14 protein-coding genes are annotated in these 23,266 nt (G+C 41.4%); 10 read left to right on the top strand and 4 right to left on the bottom strand.

Translation table 11 applies throughout. The annotated features are described in order from the left end of the window. Positions 1 to 52 precede the first annotated feature (52 nt). Entirely contained in the window at positions 53 to 5,545 is a 5,493-nt protein-coding gene (locus tag AC59IL_RS29845) for an AAA domain-containing protein (RefSeq protein ID WP_496555901.1), read from the bottom strand. Between the two features lie 86 nt (positions 5,546 to 5,631). Beyond that, on the bottom strand, positions 5,632 to 6,882 hold the full coding sequence (locus tag AC59IL_RS29840) for a M48 family metalloprotease (protein WP_496555900.1): 1,251 nt from the start codon (positions 6,880 to 6,882) through the stop codon (positions 5,632 to 5,634). Positions 6,883 to 7,460: 578 nt separating this feature from the next. Between AC59IL_RS29840 and AC59IL_RS29835 the strand changes: the two genes are divergently transcribed. Further along, the gene (locus AC59IL_RS29835; protein WP_496555899.1) at positions 7,461 to 8,276 is read left to right on the top strand and encodes a hypothetical protein; all 816 of its coding nucleotides are present in this window, start codon (positions 7,461 to 7,463) and stop codon (positions 8,274 to 8,276) included. A gap of 86 nt (positions 8,277 to 8,362) precedes the next feature. Here the strand turns inward: AC59IL_RS29835 and AC59IL_RS29830 are convergent, their stop codons facing one another. Further along, complete coding sequence (locus AC59IL_RS29830; RefSeq protein WP_496555898.1) at positions 8,363 to 8,752, bottom strand: response regulator; 390 nt, start codon at positions 8,750 to 8,752, stop codon at positions 8,363 to 8,365. A 424-nt stretch (positions 8,753 to 9,176) separates the two neighbouring features. On the opposite strand from AC59IL_RS29830, the gene AC59IL_RS29825 reads away from it, so the two are divergent. The 6 genes from AC59IL_RS29825 to AC59IL_RS29800 all read left to right on the top strand — a co-directional run bounded on the left by AC59IL_RS29825 (position 9,177) and on the right by AC59IL_RS29800 (position 16,877). Continuing rightward, the gene (locus AC59IL_RS29825; RefSeq protein WP_496555897.1) at positions 9,177 to 10,670 is read left to right on the top strand and encodes a PAS domain-containing sensor histidine kinase; all 1,494 of its coding nucleotides are present in this window, start codon (positions 9,177 to 9,179) and stop codon (positions 10,668 to 10,670) included. Between the two features lie 147 nt (positions 10,671 to 10,817). Beyond that, positions 10,818 to 11,444, top strand: coding sequence for a response regulator (locus AC59IL_RS29820; RefSeq protein ID WP_496555896.1), 627 nt, complete (start codon positions 10,818 to 10,820; stop codon positions 11,442 to 11,444). 440 nt (positions 11,445 to 11,884) lie between these two features. Then, positions 11,885 to 12,274 carry a response regulator gene (locus AC59IL_RS29815; protein WP_496555895.1) on the top strand — a complete coding sequence of 130 codons (390 nt, stop codon included), beginning with the start codon at positions 11,885 to 11,887 and terminating at the stop codon, positions 12,272 to 12,274. Positions 12,275 to 12,321: 47 nt separating this feature from the next. Continuing rightward, positions 12,322 to 14,463 (top strand): PAS domain-containing sensor histidine kinase, encoded by a 2,142-nt coding sequence (locus tag AC59IL_RS29810; RefSeq protein WP_496555894.1) that lies wholly within the window; start codon positions 12,322 to 12,324, stop codon positions 14,461 to 14,463. Between the two features lie 426 nt (positions 14,464 to 14,889). Further along, a complete protein-coding gene (locus AC59IL_RS29805) occupies positions 14,890 to 15,945 on the top strand; it encodes a sensor histidine kinase (RefSeq protein ID WP_496555893.1) in 1,056 nt (351 codons plus the stop codon). A 152-nt stretch (positions 15,946 to 16,097) separates the two neighbouring features. Beyond that, on the top strand, positions 16,098 to 16,877 hold the full coding sequence (locus AC59IL_RS29800) for a LytR/AlgR family response regulator transcription factor (protein ID WP_496555892.1): 780 nt from the start codon (positions 16,098 to 16,100) through the stop codon (positions 16,875 to 16,877). Positions 16,878 to 16,895: 18 nt separating this feature from the next. Here the strand turns inward: AC59IL_RS29800 and AC59IL_RS29795 are convergent, their stop codons facing one another. Then, positions 16,896 to 19,955, bottom strand: a complete 3,060-nt coding sequence (locus AC59IL_RS29795) for a ligand-binding sensor domain-containing protein (RefSeq protein ID WP_496555891.1) — start codon at positions 19,953 to 19,955, stop codon at positions 16,896 to 16,898. 232 nt (positions 19,956 to 20,187) lie between these two features. On the opposite strand from AC59IL_RS29795, the gene AC59IL_RS29790 reads away from it, so the two are divergent. The 3 genes from AC59IL_RS29790 to AC59IL_RS29780 all read left to right on the top strand — a co-directional run bounded on the left by AC59IL_RS29790 (position 20,188) and on the right by AC59IL_RS29780 (position 23,134). After that, positions 20,188 to 20,961, top strand: coding sequence for a hypothetical protein (locus AC59IL_RS29790; RefSeq protein WP_496555890.1), 774 nt, complete (start codon positions 20,188 to 20,190; stop codon positions 20,959 to 20,961). A 197-nt stretch (positions 20,962 to 21,158) separates the two neighbouring features. After that, positions 21,159 to 22,436 (top strand): OmpA family protein, encoded by a 1,278-nt coding sequence (locus tag AC59IL_RS29785; protein ID WP_496555889.1) that lies wholly within the window; start codon positions 21,159 to 21,161, stop codon positions 22,434 to 22,436. Between the two features lie 110 nt (positions 22,437 to 22,546). Beyond that, the gene (locus AC59IL_RS29780; protein WP_496555888.1) at positions 22,547 to 23,134 is read left to right on the top strand and encodes a diheme cytochrome c-553; all 588 of its coding nucleotides are present in this window, start codon (positions 22,547 to 22,549) and stop codon (positions 23,132 to 23,134) included. Positions 23,135 to 23,266 lie beyond the last annotated feature (132 nt).

Below are 23,266 nucleotides of genomic sequence, written 5' to 3'. Positions count from 1 at the left end.
TATTTCTTACATCTTACTTTCTACTTCCGACTTACTACTTACTACTTATTACTTACAACTTACTACTCTGCTTATAACCTTTATTCATCTTTTCTTTAACCAGCTTATCCCTCTCTAACTGAGCGGTCGATTCCTTGGCAAAGGTTTTCACGTGTACCTGTCCTTTTGTTCCTACCCTTCCGTATCGCACGATCAGTTTGGTACCGTCGAGCGCTGCTTCCCAAAAACGGCTGTTTTCACCTTCTGAATTGATAAGCCGCTCAAAAGTTAAATGATCATATGGCATGGCCGCTACTTCCGGTTCTTCTTTTACAATACCGGGAATAGCAGGCGTTTCATCCACCTTTTCAACAGTGGTAGTTGTTGCTTCCACCGTTATTGCCTGCTCAGGTGCTTTCTCATCTTCTGCACCGGGCTCCTGTTGTAATCGTTTGATGATTTGCTCAATCACTTTATCGGGCTGACTTAACCAGTCTTTCGCAAATACATTGATCGTACGCCAGGTAAAGGTTTGCAAAATAGCCGGGCGCTGATAGTACTGCTCCAGCAGGTTCTCGTTCCTGTAATGCCTGTCGTCGTCGAGCAACACGCTTAACGAGTAGGTTGTATCGTTTGGTTTGGCTTTTACGGCCAGCGAACATTTGAAATCTGATTGCCCTACCTGTTCTGCCACTTCATAGCCTCGTTTTTCGAGCTGCTCTTTTATTTGTTGCAGAATGATGCTATCGCCTTTCGACTTCGGATGATGTTTTTTATTCAGCACCAGGCTGTCTAATATGGTGCGGGCTGTTTTCATATCTCCGCAGCTTACCAACTCGGAGTATTGTAAAAAGCGTTTGAAGTAATTGGCGCCTTCGTTATACTCGTTGGTAATATGCGTATGGCGTATACTGCTCACCACGGCCATATGTTTTTTAGCGCGACTGAAGATCACATTCAACCTTTTTTCACCACCTTTTTTATTAATGGGCCCAAAGTTCATGATCATCTTCCTGCGCGAATCGAAACCATAACATACGCTCATAATTATAATATCGCGCTCATCGCCCTGCACATTCTCGAGGTTCTTTACAAACAAGCCTGTAAACTGATCTTCTTCGGTACGGCTCCAGGCATCTTCCAGCAGCTGATCAAACTCTTTATCTTTCGACGCCAGTGCCGTTAATGCATCTTCAATAGCCTGTTGCTGTTCCTGGCTGAATGCCACAATACCTATGCTTTCTTTTACTTTTCGCTGCAGCAGGGTTTTTACCATATATGCGATATATTCCGCTTCATCGGTGTTGATGCGTTTTTCATATACACTGTTTGGTAAAAAGTGAAAACTGATGCTGCGATCAAATAGTGCATCGGCATGTTTTGCCGCTTCCTGTGGTTTGGTGATCTCAATAGCCTTCTTTTCGGTATGATGTATTGTTCTGTCGGGAATGGTCAACAGGTTTGCATCGTAAAAGGCATGATTACTGAAACTGATCAATGTTTCGAAACGGCTGCGGTAATGCCAGCCCAGCATCACATTATTCAGTTTGCGGGCCCCCTGCACCAGTAAGCTGTCGGCATCATTGCTCAGCAATTCATCATCATCTTCATCGGCATATACTTCCAGATCGTCGGGGTCTTCGGTTCTTACTGTGAAGAAGTTGGTTGGCGGCATTTGTTTGTCATCGCCCACGATAATGGTTTGTTTGGCGCGATACAATGCGGGGATGCCCTCTTCCAATGTAATCTGACTGGCTTCGTCAAAGATCACCACATCGAAAAAGCCGATATCAACCGGTAAACTATCGCTTACACTTAACGGGCTCATCAGCCAAACCGACTTAAGGTCTTTCAGCACCAATCCGCTTTCCTTGGCCGATAACTCACGGATACTTTTAAACCGCATGCTCTTATTAAATTCATTCTCCAGTATCTTACGGCCTTCGGTATAATTCTTTTTAAATTCCCTTTGCTCGGGCGATAACTGGCTGCTGGCGATATTGCTTAGTTCAACATTATGTAAAAAGCGCTGGCGAACCGCCGCTCTGATATAATCGGCATTCACCTTTAATAGTTGTTTATAGCAATGCTGTATTTGCCGCACGGCCTTTTCAATGGCCTGCATATCGGTATTGGCAAATATTTTATTGTTCTGATAAATGTGCGACAACGTTTTGCTGGCCATGCCGGCTTCGGCCTGTAATGGTGTAACAGGCACTTTGCGTATCACTTCTTTTACCGAATCGGGTAGCTCAGCATATTCACGCAGCGCCGGCAACAGATCGCGCAGGCTTTCGGCATTCATGCTGATGCTTTCGAGCTCGTCGTAAATTTCATTGATAGGTTTGTTGTCGTAATCATTCAAACATTGCTGTAACAGGGTTTGCAGCTTTTGCATGTTATTATTCAGCTTGCTCAACCGCATTACCAGCTGGTTGGCCTCGGGATGATGCAATAAATAATCAATTTCCTTATCACCCTTTCTGGCCCTGATGCGCTCGATGCTTAAAAAGGTTAAATCAACGTTATCTACTTTAAACTGCTGCTGCAGAAAATGCTTTTCCATAGCCACCATATTGGCAGCATCATATTCTTCTTTCAACTGTTGCAATACGGTAGTATAACCAGGATGTACTGCATGTTGCGAAAAATCATAGCTCTCATCTATCTTATTCTTCAGCCTGTTCCATTTGCTGTTCAGGAATTTCAGGAAGGTTTGTTCATGTTTGGCAGCCAGCGGCAATGCAGCTACTACATCCTGCTCGCTCAGTCTGCTTTTCCAGTTGCTGTTCCTTTCGCGTATCTGCTCGTAATGCTGTTGCTGCTGTTTGTATAAATGAACTCCTTTTTCAAATTTGCGTGCCTGCTCATTGCCTTCATCCACAAGCGACAGGTTATCTGTTTCGGCCAGTGGGTGTAATACAATGGCCACCTGTACCAGGTTTTTGATTTGCTCAAGCCTGTTGGTATGTTCGGGCGGAATATTATTCTCCCGCACCACCGAAGTAATATCGGTAAGCAGGTTGCGGCAATGCGCCAGCAAATTTTCTAAAACCGCTTTTGGATTATCGTTGCTATAAACGTTCTCATTTATTTTACTGAACGGATGTTCGGCAAACATTGGCTCGGCCCCTGCTTCTTCCAATGCGTTGCTCAATTGCTGAATAACGTTGCCAAACTCAAGCCACTGATTATAATGCGGCAAGGCATCAGCTTCCTTCGCAGTACGGTTAATAAGATGCTCTTTCAGTTCAACTACTCGTTCGAGTAATTTTCTGAATTCAATACCTGCCTGTTCAGGGATGCCTGTATGGGTAGCATGAAACTGTTTCAGCAGTTCCAACTGATCGTTTGTTTGTTTTAACAATGCATCGCGGCTTGCCTGAATTCTTTCGAGATCCATCTTATTCTTCGTAAAATCTTCATAAGTGGCTTTCAGGTTCCTGATGAATTCTTTTTTGTCGCCAAGGCTGTCGTGAATATAACAGCACAGTTCATCGAGGCCCTGTTTTTTCAGGCGATGGAACACCACATCGAGGGCTGCACGCTTTTCACACACGAACAAAATGCTATGGCCACGGGCCGCAAAATCGGCAATCAAATTGGTAATGGTTTGACTTTTACCGGTACCGGGAGGTCCCTGAATGATATAGCTTTCCCTGTCGCGGCTTTTTAAAATGGCCTTCGTTTGGGTAGGGTCGGCTGTAATTACATGGTACCAGTCTTCGGTTTTATCCCAGTTGCGCGGTGCATCGCTGGTAGGCTTTGGCTGGCTGCTGAACAACTGTTCAAACACTTCGTTGGGAACCTGGTTGTCGATCACAAAATTGTAATCGCGTACCAGGCTCATTTTTTTATAATTGAAATTGCCCAGCACAATGTTACACATATCAAAATCCCAGCTATACGGATTGCCTTCGCTTTCGGTAAGCTCAAACGACGGGCGTCTTTTTGATGAAGCGCTTTCGGTTAATTGCGACGAAGTGATCTTTGCTTCTTCGCTGGTAAGCAGGTCGAGCGATATTTTTTTGGGTTCAATACGCTGGCGAAATATTTCCAATCCCAGCGGTTTGTATTGCTCCTGCTGGTAACTGTAGCCAACATCTTTGTAATTGCTCAGTTGTTTGCCCGAACGTTTTAACCGCTTTTTAAAAGTGGTTACCGTTTGCTTGGCAATATTGTGCACCAGCTTAATGCGTGGCTTATGAATATAATTCAATACGATTCCCTGGTTGGCAGCGTCGATCTGTCCTTTCAGCAACTGATAAAATTGCTCGGGCGTCATTTCATCGAGGTCAACAAAGTCGGGCAGCTCAATACCGTACAATTCTTTCAGATAACTGGCCAGCACCGGATTCACTTCGGCCACGTTATCGGTTATCTTTAAAACAAAATGATCTTCTTTCAGCTTTTTGTTCTTCTTTAGTTCGGCAGGCACCAGCAACAGCGGACTTTGTATGCGCTCCTCGGTATCTTCTTTCAGATTATGCCAGTTCAAATACACGATAACCAGCTTCAGTTGACTAAAGCCGTATTCCTGAATATCGCGTTGCGCTTCAACCCTTATTTTATCGAGCGACGACGGCAGGTACAAATGGTCTTCGAACCGCAGGTATTTATTTAAGATGATTTCCTTCATGCCGATAACGCGTTCGGCAATATCCTTATTCCAGGTAAACAATAATTCAGGACGAATGCTTTGATAATGCAGTACCATGGGCACGCTGCTTACCGTTAAATTCACAAACCGCATGTTCGCTTTGTAATACAATAAGCGGTTACGCCTGCTGGTATCGAATAACCGGTTGCGAAGCTTGCTTAAAATAAGCTGGTTGCGATTGGTCAGTGATTTATTGATCCAGCCGGCCACATTGCTCAGGTCGGTTTGCTTTTCGGGATCATAATCGCGATAATGTTGCAAACGATTTACAATATCGTAAAGGTCCTGCAGGCGTTTTTGCCTGCTCAGTTCCGTCATTTCGGCAATGAGCGAACTGATGGTAGGATGAATGCGATGGTTATATAATATAGGATTGCTGCGATACCTGGCAAAAAGGGCCAGGTCTTTTTCTTCAAACAGATTCAATCCGAGCGCCATGCTTCCCAATACACAACCGAGACAAAAAATATCGGTCAGCTCATCGTGGTGGCCCAGCGACATTTCAAAACAGCGATATCCGGGAATAAAGGCCGGATATGGCAGCGATTCGCTTCCATTTAAATGTATGTTGGAGTTTTCGACTGTTACGGCACTGTCGTCGTCAATATCCTGATTCAGATTGCCTACTACTTCAAAATGACGCGATTTATTTTTTTCGAACAGGGCAAATACTTTACCAATGGCGTTCATGGGCTTATGGGCCAGGCGCTCGTCAATATCAAGCCTGTTATCGGTAATAAACAGCGACAGCTCATTTTCGAACGGGGCCACCAGGCCTGCTTCATGAAAACCAATTACCTCTTTGCACAAAGGCAGCACAAATGCAATTACATCGTCGGTGGCATAATCGCCGTTTTTGAATGCCGTTTTTAAAAATTGTCTGAACGATTGAACCTGTATTGACATAGAATACAATTTGAAAATTAATTAATTTGAAAATTTGAAAATTGAAAGCCAAACTGGCTCATTGTAAATCTCTCTCCAAAAATTCATCAATTTGAAAGTGTTTTATCATTTTCAAATTCAGTCATTTTCAAATTTTCAAATTCTTTGTCGCCTTCTTTTATTTTATACCAGGCGCTCATGGTATTTTGTTTGTGTTGCTGTAGTTTTTTATCGCTCAGTTGTAATTCTTTTTTTACAATGGCGTCAAAAACTTCTTTCATCTGTATGTTGTCGGCAAACTGAAAGGCCCATCCGAAGGGAATTTGTTCCAGTGCACCGTCTACCAGCGAAAAATCGAGCATCACATAGCCCAGGTAGTCTTTTATGCTGCTATGCGTTTGACTGATCGATTCAACAAAAGTTTCATCGAGCGTTACTGAATCATCAAATGAAAAACCGGGGAAGTATTGTTGGGCAAGACTAATAACCAGCGAGCTGCGGAACCAGTTTGGTTTCAGCAACAGTTGCATGAATTTTTGGGTTAACAGCGACAATTCCTTTTGTTTGAACACATCGAGCTGATCAAGATCGGCAATGCCTTCGATCATGCTGATGATTTCAGGTTCGGCCGCCTCTTTTTTCTCGTGCCATAGCTGTATGGCCCGCGCTCTTATAAAATTTTCGGGATGTGAAACGGTGGCCGCTTTAACGCTGCTGCCGGCCGCAAATATTTCCTGCGCCTGCTGACAATAGCTTTCGGCGCTTACCTTATCTAATCCTGTGGCAATTTTTACCAGCGAAGTGATCACCGGACCTGTATCTTCCACTACCGTATAAGCGCCGCGATCGCAGAAAATTTCAGTATATAATCTGTACAGTCTTGCTGTTTCATAATAAGCGGCATCACTGTGGTAATTTCCGGCAATAGCCATAATGATGCGTTCGGCAGTTTCGAGTTCGCCCTGTAACATGCTGTACAGTTTGATATGAGTAAGTTCATGCGCCAGAATTGCCAGCAATTCGTTGTCATCTAATAACTGCGTAATGCGGCCGCTGAAAACAATATGTGCTTCATTATTTAAAAAAACAATGCTGGCATTCATTTCGTCGGTATACTGCGCCTGGTAAACGGTTACTGCCAGTTGCTCGAGCCCCAGTTTATTTTTGGCTGTATTAACTTTTTCATATATACCGGCATCGGCCTTAATATCAAATTTGTAAGTATTTTTTAACAATTCGGTTTTGTATTGGGCCAGCTGTTCTTCTTTGGTTTTGCCTGCAGCAAAAAAATTCCAGGTTTGGGTTTGCCGGGCAAAATGATCACGAACCTTCAAATGGTATGGAAGCGGTTGTAACATATATTGATATATAAGTATAAAAGAAAAAATACGTTGAAAGTAATGAAACCCTTACGGGCAGGATATTAGAATGAGAATAGAGTTCTAAGTTATAAGTTCTAAGTTTTAAGTTCTGAGGTTATGGGTTATTACCGGAAAATTCGATTTCTCACTGAAACTCTACAACTTCCGCAGCGCTGGTAAGGCGGGGCAATCAATAATTTCAAATACTATGCCTTTTTTACGTAACGCTTCGTTATATGATTTATTGAGCAGCACGAAAAGTATGAATAAAATGTGGATAACCGCTTTCCTCCCTCCTATCGATACATTTACCGAATTCATCTATTTGTTGAACCTGATGCAATCAGCCGCTTTTATCTTCATGGTGTTAATAACAGTAGCTAAACGGTAAGGGGGTGCTATTCTTTTATCAGCAACAGAAGTTTCAAAGTTTTTATCCATCCGGTAGCATCCCCGATTCCGTTCTTACGATTTCTGCTTTTGTGATTTTGAGATTTCGGGATTTCTTTTATAGCAGGCATGCATTTTAAATCTCAAAATCCCGAAATCCGGAAATCAGAAATAGAATTTAAAATATGCGCAGCATCTCTCCATTCCTTCGATCAGCAATAACCGGTATATTGATTATAACCAGTTATTTTAACACTTCGGCTCAGCCTGTAATAAATCTTGAACCTGAAATTCCATCCAATATCGCTGCGCTTGTTCAGCAAACAAATGCAAAAGCAGGATACGATCCTTCCTCCAAAACATGGTATACGGTTTACAACGATGCCGGTGCCATTTATATTCAGCTACTGATCACTGATGCATTGCAACAAAAAAAAGTAATTGAAAACGGCGTGGAAATCTGGATCGACGCCAAAGCAAAAAAGAAAAAAAGTACAGGCATTGTGTTTCCATTAGCAGCTAAGCCGCCTGAAAAAGGGAATGCGGCGGCACCGGTTTCACCAACCGGTAATCAGCAACCTTTTGAAAAGAAAGATATGCGTGAACAACTGAAGCGGGTGATTTTGCAAAAAAATGAAATGAAGCTTACCGGTTTTAAAGAAGAACTGAACGGCATACAAAACAACCGGCACCCATCGGGCTTACAGGTTTCGTTGCAGTTTAGTAACGATACTTTAATATACCAGGCAGTGGTTCCTTTCGATGTATTTGCCAAAGCGCCTGCCATGAATACGCCGGTAAGCATTGGCATCATCGAAAAAGGCATGTTTTCTACAGGCCCCGATGGTAATGGCATGCCCGATTTTGGCGAGCCGCCCGGAGAAGGCATGATGCCGCCACCAGGTCCGCCCCCCGGCGAAGAACAATCCGGTGAAGAAGATTTTCACCAATTACTGGAAGATAATGTGATATGGCATAAACTTGTACTGAAAGGACAGTAATAGCAACAATTTCTGATTTTGAGATTTTGTGATTTTGTGATTTCCTTAGGCAGTATCACCGAAACAAATCTCAAAATCCCGAAATCTCAAAATCCCGAAATCAATGAACTGCTCATGCTCTTCAATACCTTATGCAGTTCTGCAATGGGGCTTAGTTTCGAAACAAAAGCATCGGCCCCTGTTCGTAATGCCCGGGCAGCTTCGGCCTGACCGTTAATTGAAAAAGCAACGATCTTAATATCAGGCCATTGCTGTTTTAGTTGTTTAATGGTTTCATACCCATTCATTTCCGGCATATTAATGTCAGTAATACAAATATCCGGTGCGTTGGCAGTAGTTAATTGTCTGAAAAAGTCTTTGCCATTAATTGCTTCCAGCACAATCTGATATCCCCAGGCTTTTAAAATTTCCTGAATACTGTTTCGTATCAGAGATGAATCATCTACCAATGCCAATTTAATTCCTGAAGTATTCATAAAACAAAAATTAAGTTCATTTCGCAAGCTGAAAACAGCTGCAAAAGCGTAATAACAACAAGTAAAGTTTTAAATCAATTGTACAGCTCCGCTGAAAAAGGTTTCAGGTTTAACCAGGATAGTAGTCGAGGGCGAGGTTAATGGGTGGCAATATGGCAAGAATCTTTCTGCAATAAAGGTAGGTTTGTTTAATTCCCAACAAAATTTCCGGCAAACAATAACAACGAAACCAATGATATCACTTTATTGAAAATACATGTTTCCATGTATTGCTTTACCCTCCTGCGCTTCAGCGTTTTTTAAACATCGAAAAAGATGCTGTTTATTTAGCAACAATTATGGTGTAATTCATGGTTAATTAAAAATAAAAAGGTAAAATTGTCGCCCGAATCGTTTTCTATGAAATGTGTAACTGTGCCTGATTATGTACCCGTTTATTCAAATGGAAAACGAGCTACCCAACCAACCCAACAATCATGTGTTTATACAGCATATAAAAGATGCTGTTGTTATAACGGATTTCCGTTTCAGGGTATCCGCATGGAATAAAGCAGCCGAAAACCTGTTTGGTTATAAAGAAAGCGAAATACTCGGCCACGATATTGATTTTCTGATCCCCGCCACAACTTTCCTTTCAAACACACGCTCTCTTTCAGTTAAAAGCAAAGGCTTTACACAAGGCGTACTGGAACAAATAACCAAAACAAAACAAAAAATACATGTACATGCGTCTTTGCATGTTTTTGAAGAAAGCACCATATCTACCGGTTTCATCATTACATTCAGGCCATTTGAACAATGTATACTGCCCGGTGATCCAATAACAAAAGACAGAAGCGACTCTATACCTGATACAGCATTAAAGAAAAGCGAAGAAAAATACCGCCTGCTTATTGAACAGGCTATGGATGGCATTTTTATTTGCGACCAGCATGGATGGTTCTCTTATGTAAACATACGAGCCAGTGAAATGAGCGGATATACCAGGGAAGAATTGTTACATAAAAATTTTATCGACCTGGTGCCTGTTCACCTGCGCAATGGAGGCGCCGACCCCTTTTATCAGCTACGCAGCGGCCCCATATTTTATAAAGATGGTCAGTTACTGAGAAAAGACGGTTCAATTTTATATGTAGAAATATGTGCCCAGTTTACCACTGATGGCGATGTGGTTAGCATCAGCCACGATATTACTGAAAGAAAAAAAACCGAAAAAGAATTCCAGAAAACCACTGTGCAATTGCGCGAACTGAGTGATCACCTGCAGAACATACGTGAAATCGAACGAACCAATATAGCCCGTGAAATACATGATGAACTGGGTCAGCAGTTAACCATTTTAAAAATGGATATTGCATGGCTGCAAAAAAAATTAAAAAGCTATGAGGATGCGGCGGTTTCTAAAAAGATAGAAGAAACCGTTGACATGCTGAGCGAAACCATTAAAACGGTGCGACGCATTGCAACTGATCTGCGACCAAGTATGCTCGACGACCTGGGTTTAATTGCGGCGATGGAATGGCAAAGCAAAGAATTTGAAAACCGGTCGGGCATCAACATCAATTTTCAATCGGATGTATCGCAACCTCCCATAGCAACTGCAGTAGCTACCTCGTTGTTCAGAATTTACCAGGAAGCGCTGACCAATATAGGCCGGCATGCAAAAGCAAAAAATGTTTTTTCAAATTTGCAATTACAAAACGATCAATTAATACTCACTATAAAAGACGATGGCCGGGGATTTGATATGCGTAACCTAAGCACTAAAAAAACGCTTGGGTTACTGGGAATGAAAGAGCGCGCCCTGATGATGGGCGGTCTTTTTGAAATAAAGAGCTCCCCTGATGAAGGGACGACCATCGTTGTAACCGCTTCCTTAAACATACAAGACGACGACCAAACAGAACAATATAAATAACATCGATTCGAAATATATTTTAACGTAAACTATGCCACAGCCATCGCACCAGTTGTCTTTATGTGGGGCATTAATAGCATAAAACCGATATTTCGAATAGTGTTGCATTACTGATCTATTTATTCATGAATTCCTAATTAACGTACCATGAAAGTATTGGTAGCAGATGATCACGCTATTGTGCGAAAAGGGTTGAAACAGATTTTACTGGATGAATATCCTTTCGGCGAAATTGAAGAATGCTCTAATACCGAAGAGCTGTTACAGAAAGCGATTCACGGAAAGTGGGATGTGATCATCAGCGACATATCCATGCCCGGCCGAAGCGGACTGGAAGCATTGCAGCAGATCCGCGTAGCCCATCCCCGGCTGCCGGTACTTATACTCAGCATGCATCCCGAAGAACAGTATGCCATCAGGGCATTAAAAGCAGGCGCTTCGGGTTACTGCAGTAAAGACCTTGCACAGGAAGAACTGGTGAATGCAGTAAGAAAAGTATTATCCGGCAAAAAATATATCACTCCTACCCTGGCCGAAACACTGGCCGCCGAACTTGATGAAGAAAACGGGAAAGAACCTTATAAGCGTCTTTCCGACAGGGAATTTGATGTGTTCAAATTGCTGGCCGCCGGAAATTCGGTTTCTGAAATCGCCGACATCCTTTCTTTAAGCTCTACCACCATAAGCACCTACCGCGCACGCATTCTTACAAAAATGAACTTCAAAACCAACACTGATCTTATACGTTATGCGCTCGAGAAGAAGCTGATCTGATGTCGGGTGTCTGAAGTCTGAGGTCCGATGATCCTGCTATGCGAAGCATTTGCATTGTGGGTACAGTTTGTGAGCCATTCCAAAATTGAGACTCTTCTTATTTCATACTTCCTGCTTCGGCTGATATAGCGGGGATACAACCTATCAACCATTCCAACACTAAGGTTCTTCGTACTTCATACTTCTTACTTCCTGCTTCGTTTTCCGGGTTAACGAGGCCTTAACCAAATAATAGTTTTCCAGACAATAATGTCCTACTTAATCGCTAAAACGATACACAAGCAAATAATAGTTACAGTTACACTTATTACCCTTTCCGGGTTCAGATTTTGTCGATTTTATACTACAAATATGCTTATACAATAATTACAAAATTATCATAAGCTGCACTATTCTAAGAAGGCGCATATACATGTTAAATTTGATATAAAGCCTACAGTATGGCCTCCGGTGGATTCACAGTAATGGTTGTTGACGATTCGGCCATGTTCAGACAACGATTGAGTTGTTTACTCCACGAACTTAACCTTCATCCTGTTTTACAGGCCCATGATTATGAAGAAGCCTCTATCCGGCTCTTAAAAACGAAAATAGATCTGGTATTACTCGATATCAATTTACCTGGTAAAAGCGGTATTGAGTTATTAAGGATGATCCGGAAAAATTATCCTTTTACAAAAGTGTTGATGATAACGAATCATGCCAATGACCATTACAAACAAGTGTGTATGCTATCAGGGGCAGATTACTTTATCGACAAGTCGCTTGATTTTGAAAATATCGGAACAATAGCGCAGGGAATCAGAGATGAAACCTGCAATCCAAACTAACTGAACAAATCGATCTGGTCATGTGCTGACCTTAAACCCGTGCCATTATGATAGAGGATAGAGACCAATCTTATGAGACCAGCTATTTTACCGTAATAAATAAACACGGTGTAATTCAATATGCCAATGCCGGATTAACCAAATGCATGCATATTGATACCAATATCCCAAAAGAGGAGGTGATCTTTAGTTTGTTATCGCCCACCTCTTCGAAAAACCTGAAAGAAGCGCTTCAGATGGCAGGGCATGCCGCCAACCCGGCCTGGTTAAAAATGGACCTTTTAAATAGCAGCGTTCACAGGGCGGCCTGGCATATTGCCCGGTTAAAAACAACCGGTAACAATCAGGACCTGTTTATTTGTATTGGGCACGAAATAAAAATTGAAAAACCAACCAATAAAAAAGGTTCTCATGAGTTGGCCAACACACCTGCCTTTGGTATTCTGGTACAGGATAAAAACGGTAAAGTGATTGATGCCAATGACAGGGCCGCAACTTTGTTAAACACCAATCCTGAAAACCTGAATACTAATTCGCATTTATCAGGTTTATGGCAGTCCTTAAAAACTTTAACAGGTCCGATATCCTTTGAAAATCCAGGTCCTGTGAAATCCCGGCTTTCAGGCAATAATTATGAGCAGGTAATTGAATTGAATGCGGGTTGCCCCGAAAGTAAATGGCTTCAGTTTATTTCCCATCCTCTCTTTGATGACGAACAATCCGTACCCTTTTCTATTGTTACTATTATAACTGAACTTACAAAACAGGAAGCCCGGCAAAAACACGAAAAGCAACTGTTTCAGAAAGAGTTTTTAAACATCACTTCAGCCATGACCTGGCTGATCGATGCCGAAACCGAACAACTGATCTTTGCCAATCCTGCCTTTCTTCGCTTTCTGGGCATGAATGAAAATGATCTGAATAAAAAGGCCCAGGACGTAATACCCTCTTTCTTTACTGCCATCTTCGAAAAAGAGCATCGCCACGTGCTGGCAACAGGCATCGCCCATAAAAAGATTTACAAAATGCCGCTGGCAGATGGAAGCAATTATTTTTACCTTGTAAATATTTTTCAGGTTCCCAATAACCTGAACAAACAGCTCCTTGGCGGCGAGGCATTCGATATAACATTTGGATACGATGTACACCAGGAAATTGCCCGTGCCAATGAACGGCTGATCCATTTAACCCAGGTAACATCTGAAGCCATTTGGGAATGGGACCTGCAAACCGATCTCGTATTCCGCAACAAACCGCTGCAGGACCTTATCGGCTTTAATGAAAATGAAATGAAGGGACTATCGTGGTGGTTTAACCGCATTCATACCGAAGACCGGGACCGCATTGAATTCAGCATTCAAAACACCCTGCATAAAAAATCATCATCATGGCATGGCGAATACCGGTTCAAATATGCCAACGGCCAATACAGAACCGTTCGCGACAGAGGCTATGTTGTATATGAAAAAGATACACCGGTAAAAATGATAGGCTCCATTCTCGATGTAACAGAAATAAAAGAACTGGAGAACAAGCTGCTTCAGGAAAAAATAAAACACCAGAAAGAAATCGCCCGGTCGATCGTAGATACAACGGAAAAAGAACGCACCAGGCTGGGTCAGGAATTACACGACAACGTGAACCAGTTGCTGACCGTTGCCAAATTATATGTTGGCCTGTTAAAACCACCCGATGCCGATAACCAGTCGATCGTTAAAAAAGTAATTGAATCCATTTCATCGGCCATAGCCGACATACAGGCCATATCGCGCGAAATGGTATTGCCAAAGCTGAAAGAAAAAACACTGCCCGACAGTATAAAGGAACTGGTAAGCGATTTAAAAACTACCTGTAAGTTCGAGACCATTTTTTTACACGACCGCCAGCAAACCAACGACGACCTGTGTGAAGGCAAAAGAATAGCGCTTTACCGGATATTACAGGAACAACTTAAAAATATTATTCAATACAGTAAGGCCAAAAAAGTAACCATTCAGCTGAAATCGGATACTGAATGTACCGAACTAACCATCAGCGACGATGGTGTTGGTTTTGATCCGTTGAAAAAAACAAAAGGGATCGGCCTGCGCAACATTTACGACAGAACCTTATTATATAACGGTACGGTTGAGCTGAAATCGGCTCCGGGCCAGGGTTGCCGTTTAAAAGTGATTATACCTAAGCGTTGAGGACTTTTGCTTATTGCCCAATGAAAGCTCCCAACACTCCGAATCCTATGAACCCCAAATCTGTTCCTATAATCCTTTAATGTGAAGGAAACAAAGTTCTGAGTTCTGAGGCCGCCGGTTGTGGGTATTGGGCTCTCAGTTCTCAGTTCTTTGTTTAATAAGCATTCCTTAGGTGACCCCGTCGATACAATTTTCAAACCGGTTTATTGGATATTTGAGGACGTTGTTAAATATTTCTGTTTGATAACCAATATTTTTATAAGGCCTATTATTTAAGTTTCCCTTCTTTAAATTTTGCTGGAATTTGTATATAAATTGCACAAATCAACGATCAATCAGGTCAGTTTATCGCTTAAATCATCAATTGATGAAGTTACCCAAACAGCAGGCATAAAACAATTGTAATTTAAACCCAAACTGAAGGGAATGGAAGTATTTACAGACGATATAAAACCCTTGTCGTACTCTAAGAAAGAATGGATTATTGCCGTACTTTTAATGCCCCCTCTTTCACTTTTACTGAACTATGTGTTATTTGGAGCGCAGTACTTTTCTTCTCTCAAAAACTTCCTGATCCCTACCTTTGTAACGCTTGCTGTAATTACGCTGGTATATATAAGTTGCGGCATGGTGGCCGTTATGTTGCGCAACCGCTTTCCCAAATACAGCCAAACATTTAAAAGAATTTCAATAGGGTTATGCATTTACATTGCCATCATGACTGCCGCCCTTAGCATTATTTTTTGGGGTTATGATTATCTTGGATTTATTGGGTATCAGATCAGTCTTTCAAAATATGTATGGGCACTGATCGTAGGCGCTTTTTTTAATATCATGGTAACAAGCCTGAATGAAGGCGCTGCTTTTTTTGAACGATGGCGCGAAGTAGTAGATGAAGCAGAACAATTGAAAAAAGAAAACCTGCAAAGCCAGTTGGAAGGGTTAAAAGGACAAGTAAATCCACATTTTTTATTCAATAGTCTTAATTCGCTTTCTTCATTAATAAGTGATGACCCGGTGAAGGCAGAAAAGTTTCTTGACGAAATGAGTAAAGTATACCGGTACCTGCTGCGCACGAATGAAGATGGCCTTACCACCCTGCAGGCCGAAATGGACTTTATTAATTCTTATTTTCATTTGCTAAAAACACGGTATGGTGATGGTCTTGAGTTGGGAACCACTATCGATGATCGATTTTTAAGCTATTTATTACCGCCCCTTACCCTTCAGATGCTGGTAGAAAATGCGGTAAAACACAACATGATTTTAAAAAACAGTCCGTTACAGATCCTTATTTTGACAACCAATAGCGGAAAACTGATCGTTAGTAATAACCTTCAGCGGAAAGACAGAATGGTAGCGTCGAACAAAGTGGGACTGAGTAATATTGTAAAAAAATACCGGCTAATGAAAAAGGAAGAGATCAGCGTACGAGACGATGGAAAGGAGTTTGCAGTGATCATTCCGCTGATACATCCATGAATGATTAAAGCATTAAACCGATTCAACGGTAAAAACAACAATTCATCCCGGTTTATTACAATTTATACAACCCGGCTGGTAAAAGACCCGGAACTGAAGTAATTTAAGGTTTTATATTTGAATGCCTCCCAAATTTTATATTAAACCACGGTATGAAAGTACTTATTATTGAAGATGAAGAACTGGCAGTAAAAAAACTACAAAAAACATTGGCCGGCGTAGATGCTGATGCAGAAGTAGTGGGCGTAGCAGATAGTATTCGCAGTTCGGTGAGCTGGTTACAAAATAATCCTACTCCTGATCTGATATTAATGGATATTGAACTGGCCGATGGCCAGAGTTTTGAGATTTTTGATAAAGTAGAAGTTAAAAGTACCGTTATTTTTATTACCTCGTATGATGAATATGCGTTGAAAGCATTTAAAGTAAACAGTATTGATTACCTGCTTAAGCCTGTGCAAAGGGAAGACCTGCAGGCAGCGCTCGACAAGCTGAAAAACTTAAAATCGATGTTCGGCACCAGCAACAGCGCCGCTTCATTGAATGTAGATAATCTTGTAAAAGAGCTGCAACAAAAATTGCAACCCAAAGAGTTCCGAAAAAGATTTTTGGTTAAGCAGGCACAAAAGCTGGTGAGCGTTGATGTTGAAGAAATTGCTTATTTCTACAGCGACGGGCGGCTTAACTTTTTTAAAACGGGCGATAACAGAAAATTCGTAGTAGATTATACGATGGATGATCTGGAAGAGATGTTGAACCCGGAACAGTTTTTCCGTATCAGCCGGGCTTTTTATGTTTCAATAAACAGTATCGCCCAGATCCATGAATATTTTGGCAACCGGTTATTACTGAACCTTAAACCAGCCGTTGATAAAGAAGCCATTGTCAGCCGTGAAAAAGTTACCGATTTTAAAAAATGGATGGGGAAATAGAACAACATTTGAAGTGTTTTACTGACTGATCTTCAACTTCACAGTTGTTCCCGTATTGATCTCTGATTTTACAGTTAGTGTTGCATTTATTGTATTGGCCCGGCGCCGCATTTCGGTGAGGCCGCGTGATAATTCAACTGTTTCCAAATCAAATCCCTTTCCATCGTCCCGGATGCACAGGGTTACAAACGGCTTTTTATACAAAATATTAACTTCAATGTATTTTGCATGCGCATGCTGGGCGGCATTGTTCAGCGCTTCTTTATAAATGCTCAGCATTTCATAACGCGATTCCATGCTTAATTGCACATCTTTTGCATGTTCATCAACCTGAAAAATGATTGAAGGACTGTATTGGCTTTCTATTTCAACCGCATAATTTTTCATGCGATCAATGGTATGCTGAAGCGTATCGTTTTCCGGATTAATGCTCCAAACCATATCGTACATAGCTTGTACCATGCGGTTACTGCTGTCGCTGATCTGGTTAATATATTCTTTGGTCCTTTCATTATCAGTATCAACTTTTGTTTTGGCCAGTTCGCTTGTAATATTGATACTGCTTAGGGAATTGCTCATATCTTCGGTAAGGCTTTGTGCAATGCGGTTACGAACACCTTCGGTAGCTTTGATTCGTTGCATTCTAAGTTTATCAACCCAAAGAAAAATACCGAGGGCTGCAAAAATGACCATGCCTAAAAACCACCATGTTTGCCAGAAAGGAGGTTTTATTTTCAATACCAGGATTGTAATATTTTTTCCCGGCAAACCCTCACTGTTCTCAGATTTTGTCATGAACGTATACGTGCCTGGTGGTAAATAAGAGTAAGTAACCTGATTGCTGTTATCAGCGCGCATCCAGTCTTTATCTATTCCGTCCATTTTGTATTTGATTCTGTATGCAGAACTATACAGTAATCCCGAAAATTCAATAGATAAAGAACTCTGATATGAAAGTTCAATGAATTTTAACTTCTTCAGCGAATCGACTGGTAAATATTGATTGCCTGCTTTCAACCTGGTGATAGTAATATCCGGCGCCGGATCTTCCATGCTGATTTTTTGAGGGTCAAAAACAATGAATTGATTGCTGTTACCAAAAACCATTCGTCCATCGGGTAAAGTGGCCGAAGCTGCTATCTGGAAATGGTCGTTTCCGATGCCATCAACGCGGTCGAAATGAATGAAAATATTTTTGTCAATAGCATAGCGGCAAATGCCTGCACCTAATGCAACCCATACATAGCCATTCCTGTCTTTTTGCATACTTACAATTTCGGTCGATAACACAGGTGGCCATTCCGGTGTTTTTATGGTTTTAATACGGGTATTGTAAATATTTAATCCACCTGCTGCAATGATAACGGTGGTATCATTATAAACGCAAATACTTGTAACAAAATTATTCCTTATTCTTTGGTGAGCGGGGCCATCCGGGGTAAAATGATGTATTATACTGTTTGTAGCAGGGTCAATAACGTATGCACCATTTGTCATGGTGCCTACCCATATAAGTCCTGCATTATCGATGCAAACGGAATGGATCCTTCGGGCATCTATATCAGCTATTTTTTCTACGTTTCTATTAAAATCAAAGCCCCCGACTGTTTTTGTGCATTTAAACACCCCTCTGCCATGGGTACCTAACCACAGGTTACCATTTTTATCTTCGACAATTTGTCGCACAGTTGACTGCTCTATAGCCGGAATGTTGTAATACGTTGCTTTTTTGCTTATACGGTCGTACTTATACATGCCCCCGGGCTGTGTTCCCATCCATACTGTACGGCCATCGGCACTTTGGTGCATGCTCCAAATAAGGACCCGGTTTTTTTCGATAATGCCGTTTATAGATAGAGGTATATTATTAAAGCAGGAATCATAACGGTAAATTCCGTCGCCCCACGATCCCATTAAAAGCGTTCCATTGTTATCTGGTATAAAACTAATGGGCGAACCATTGCCAGGTAAATTAGTGCCCCTGTTTAAATGACCTATGTTTGAAAAAAATTCTTTCGAGGGATTGAACCGGTACAAGCCATTATTATTGGTGGCAACCCAAAGATTTTGCTCCCGGTCTTCTGTTAAATCCCGAATTTCTTCAAAGGCAATGCTTTGCTCGTTTACATAGCCGTTATGCACCAGTTGAAAAGTTTTTTGACTTTCAAGATAACGGGCAAATAAATTGGTACCCCTGATCCAGATACAGCCGTTTTTTTGTTCTATCATTTGCACCGGCTCAAAATATCCTTTCACCAAAGGAATAAGGTTAAGATTGTTTATGATTGTGCTTTTGGTACTCAGATCATAACAGTAAAAGAAAGGACATCCTGCGGTAGGCCCCCAGGTAAAGAACCACAGTCTGTGTTTTGAATCGAGCAGTTGAGGTAACACAAACCGGATATGCCCATATTCATTGATCAAAGGTTCATTCTCCACATTGTGTCCGCGATAACTGAGCGTTTTGGTTTTCGGGTTAAATACTACCAGCCCCGAATCGGAACCGATATAATATTTGCCCGAATTACTGTCTTCAATAAAGTTCAGAAGAGGCCATTGATCAGGATGGGGAATCAACTTGTCAGCTGGTAAAAAGCAGTTATTTTTTTCATTATAAATAAGCAATTCGCTTTTAAAGCATCCAACAAAAACATTTCCATGAGCATCTGTAATAAGACCTTTCGGGCTTCTTATTGAACCTGCATTGGAAGGTCGTAACACAATTTCTTTAAACCTGAATTTTTTTGTATCAAAAATGCCAAACCGGCCAGAGGCCGTCATCACCCACAGGTTATTCTTTTTGTCGCGAAGAAGCTGAAGAATATGATTTTCCGGAATGGATAAACTGTCCTTATCGTGGTGATAAAAAGTTATGAACCGGGTACCGTCAAAACGCTGTAAACCGGTAGCTGTACCGATCCATATGTAACCGGTTTCATCCTGTACAATTCCATTTACTTCATATGCCGCCAGGCCTTTATCGGTTCCATAATGTACAAAAGCGTATTGCCTTTCAGACTGCGGCAGGCACACAAGACATAAAAGGCATAATAAAACGGTAAAGGTCAGTTTTCGCACAAATCAGATAATGAATTTCAAATATAATATTTTGATGATATAAAATGTGCTTTTCTGGCGATGAATTGTTGATGTTGCCGATGAGCCGGTTAAAACCACTAATGAGCTGCATTTGTTGCCCGCCAGTTCATTCAGCGTACATAACAACTCATGCATACAGCACTTTACATGGGGTTGTTAAAAATGCAATTTTACACAGCAATCATCAATAAACTATAAACTCTTAAAACAAATGAAACGTATTTTTTTGTTGCTCTCAGCAGCAACCATAGTATTTACATCCTGTAAAAAAGAAGGTGGTAAAGGCGGTATTTTTAAAGGACCGGTATCAAAATTTCAGCATGGCTCTGCATGGACCTGGATCGAATTGGATGCTGACAATAAACCCGAACGCATTGCTATCAGTATCGACGATGCGGCAATGAACAGCCTCGATCAGGGTATGGAAGGAGAAGAAACCCACAATGATGAAAACGAACTGTCGTTACAATTTCATCCTAAAGCATCTATTACGCCGTTCACCCACGCATTGCTCGAATGGAATCCGCATGGTCATGAACCAGCAGGCATTTACGACAAGCCGCATTTTGATTTTCATTTTTATATGATTCCCGAAGAAGAAAGACTGGCAATTCCGCTGTATCAAACCGATAGTACCGGTTTCTTAAACTATCCGGCGCCTGGTTATATGCCGGCAACTTATGTTCCTATTCCGGGTGGTGTGCCCCAGATGGGCGCTCACTGGATCGATGTTAACACCCCTGAATTACATGGACAACCATTTACTCAAACATTTTTGTACGGTTCATATAATGGCAAAGTAGCTTTTTATGAGCCGATGATCACCAAAGCGTTTATTGATGCCAATGCTTCATTCGAACGAACTTTTGATGTGCCGGTTAAATTTAAAACAAGCGGTTATTATCCTACTAAAATGCGCATTGTAAAAACTGAAGGCGTAACCAGTTTCATTCTGGAAGGATTTGTATACAGAACTCAATCATAAATAGTACAGCACAGGACGGGGTAACCTGCCAAGGCCGTTAAGGCCTGGCAGGTTTTTTTATTTATGCTTCGCCTTTACAACAAGTATGTGTATTCGTTAGTTCCTTTCAACTCACCCGCCATTTTTAGCATTTCAATCAAGTCATGCTTTTTACTGCATCCAACTGCGCATAGCTTTGTTGGCAAAAGCATATTACCATGATTAAAATTCCAGTAGCCATTATGTTGGCTACATTACCATTTGCAGGTTCGGCACAATTAGGCGGCCTCGTGAACAAAGTAAAAAGCAAAGTAAACCAACGGGTCGAGTCGAAACTGGATAACGCAATTGATAAACAACAGCCGGATCAGGCAGGGAGCCAATCTGTTGCTGCTGCTTCTGCTCCTAATGCTGCTGCTGGCAATGCTACAACAGCAGAACCGGCTTTCATGAGCACCACCAAATATGATTTCATTGCGGGTGAAAAAATATTTTATTACGAAAGCTTTGAGCAGGAAGCGATAGGCGAATTACCCGCAGGCTGGAATACCAACGGTACCGGTGAAGTAACCGTATTGGATAAATATCCCGGCAAATGGTTGCGTTTGCATCAGCCTTTTACTTATCTCACAGCCAATCAGCAGCAATTCGGTGAAAATTATACTATAGAATTTGACATTATTCTGCAGCTAAAAAACAATGGATGGATGTACCCGCAGGTGTCATTCGGGCTTTTTTCTTCAGACACAGCATCTAATACAGACAATGATTTTTTAAAAGATTATAACAAATATGGTTGCATTACCGCTTTGTTTAGTCCTGGTGAATTTAAAAGCAGTAAAGTAGGGCTTAAATCCTATGTAGATGGCAAAAGCTTTTTTACCGGTGCCGCAAAACCATTGGCTGAGTTGGAGCAGTGGTACGGGCAACCGGTTCATATGGCTATACAGGTTCAAAAAGAACGCTTTCGCATGTGGGCCAATGAAATAAAAATATTTGACGTACCTAAAGCTGTTCCTATGAATTATATAATGAATCAATTACAAATCAGGGTTCACGGCACAAATTATAACGAAAACCAGTATGGTATTTATATAAGTAATATCAAAATGGCCAAAGGATTACCTGATGCACGACACAAGCTTATTGACGAAGGAAAGTTCAGCACTACATCTATTTTGTTTGATGTTAACTCAGCCATTCTGAAACCCGAATCTTATGGCACTATAAAAGAATTGGCCGGCATCCTGAAAGAGCACAATAACGTACGTGTCAAAATCACCGGGTTTACCGATAGCGATGGTAACGATAAAGACAATTTACAACTATCGCAAAAAAGAGCCGCAGCAGTTAAAATCTCACTCGTAAATGAATTTGGTATAGACGAATCAAGAGTTGAAACAGACGGTAAAGGCGAAGCACAACCAGTAGCTGATAATAAAACCAAAGAAGGAAAAGCGGCAAACAGAAGAATAGAAGTACAAGCGCTAAAGTAAGCACTCGCTTAGTTGCAATTCATACATGAAAAAGCTCATTTGATTACAATAGGTAGCAGACGCCTTTGACGCTTCTGTTAATTTTGGTTTAACCCTTAAAAGTTTTAGTTATGAAAAAAATTACTGTATTGACAGCACTTACCGTGCTTATAGCTGTTTTGCTGATAAATTGCAATCAACCCGTAAAACAGGATGAAGCTATTTTGATTAAAGGTGAAAACATTTCCCGCGACAGCCTTGTTAAACGGGGTAAATATCTGGTTGAAATTATGGGTTGCCATGATTGTCATTCTCCCAAAAAAATGGGTCCGCAAGGACCTTATCCCGATCCGGACAGATTATTATCAGGGCAACCTGCCGACATGCCTATAGCAAAGTTTGACACTGGTACGGCAAAAAACTGGGTATTATTTAATGGCATGCTTACATCTGCAGTAGGCCCCTGGGGTATTTCATTTGCCGCCAATATTACATCCGATTCAACAGGTATTGGTGCATGGACAGAGCAACAGTTTTTTAAAGCGATACGCGAAGGCAGGTACAAAGGATTAGATAATAGCCGTCCGTTATTGCCACCTATGCCCTGGCCTGGCGTTGCTAAAGCAAGTGATGATGACCTGAAGGCGATTTTTGCCTATTTGAAATCAACAACACCGGTTAAAAATGTTGTTCCTCAACCGGTGTTCAATAAGCAGTAAGTGAGGTATGACGCCTCATTACATGATTTTGTAACACCGTCGATACAATTTTCGAACCTTTTTTTAATGGATTTAAAGCGGCTGGCAAACATTGTGGTTTTATATCCAATGTGTTGCCAGCCTTTTGATTAG

Source organism: Niastella sp. sgz303648 (assembly GCF_059587045.1).
This window is presented reverse-complemented; position numbering and strand designations above follow the sequence as displayed.

Coding starts and splice junctions, on each gene's coding strand:
- AC59IL_RS29840 (WP_496555900.1), bottom strand. CDS start 6,882: ATGTTACAACCGCTTCCATACCATTTGAAGGTTCGTGATCATTTTGCC.
- AC59IL_RS29785 (WP_496555889.1), top strand. CDS start 21,159: ATGATTAAAATTCCAGTAGCCATTATGTTGGCTACATTACCATTTGCA.
- AC59IL_RS29800 (WP_496555892.1), top strand. CDS start 16,098: ATGAAAGTACTTATTATTGAAGATGAAGAACTGGCAGTAAAAAAACTA.
- AC59IL_RS29825 (WP_496555897.1), top strand. CDS start 9,177: ATGTACCCGTTTATTCAAATGGAAAACGAGCTACCCAACCAACCCAAC.
- AC59IL_RS29780 (WP_496555888.1), top strand. CDS start 22,547: ATGAAAAAAATTACTGTATTGACAGCACTTACCGTGCTTATAGCTGTT.
- AC59IL_RS29820 (WP_496555896.1), top strand. CDS start 10,818: ATGAAAGTATTGGTAGCAGATGATCACGCTATTGTGCGAAAAGGGTTG.
- AC59IL_RS29815 (WP_496555895.1), top strand. CDS start 11,885: ATGGCCTCCGGTGGATTCACAGTAATGGTTGTTGACGATTCGGCCATG.
- AC59IL_RS29830 (WP_496555898.1), bottom strand. CDS start 8,752: ATGAATACTTCAGGAATTAAATTGGCATTGGTAGATGATTCATCTCTG.
- AC59IL_RS29790 (WP_496555890.1), top strand. CDS start 20,188: ATGAAACGTATTTTTTTGTTGCTCTCAGCAGCAACCATAGTATTTACA.
- AC59IL_RS29805 (WP_496555893.1), top strand. CDS start 14,890: ATGGAAGTATTTACAGACGATATAAAACCCTTGTCGTACTCTAAGAAA.
- AC59IL_RS29845 (WP_496555901.1), bottom strand. CDS start 5,545: ATGTCAATACAGGTTCAATCGTTCAGACAATTTTTAAAAACGGCATTC.
- AC59IL_RS29835 (WP_496555899.1), top strand. CDS start 7,461: ATGCGCAGCATCTCTCCATTCCTTCGATCAGCAATAACCGGTATATTG.
- AC59IL_RS29810 (WP_496555894.1), top strand. CDS start 12,322: ATGATAGAGGATAGAGACCAATCTTATGAGACCAGCTATTTTACCGTA.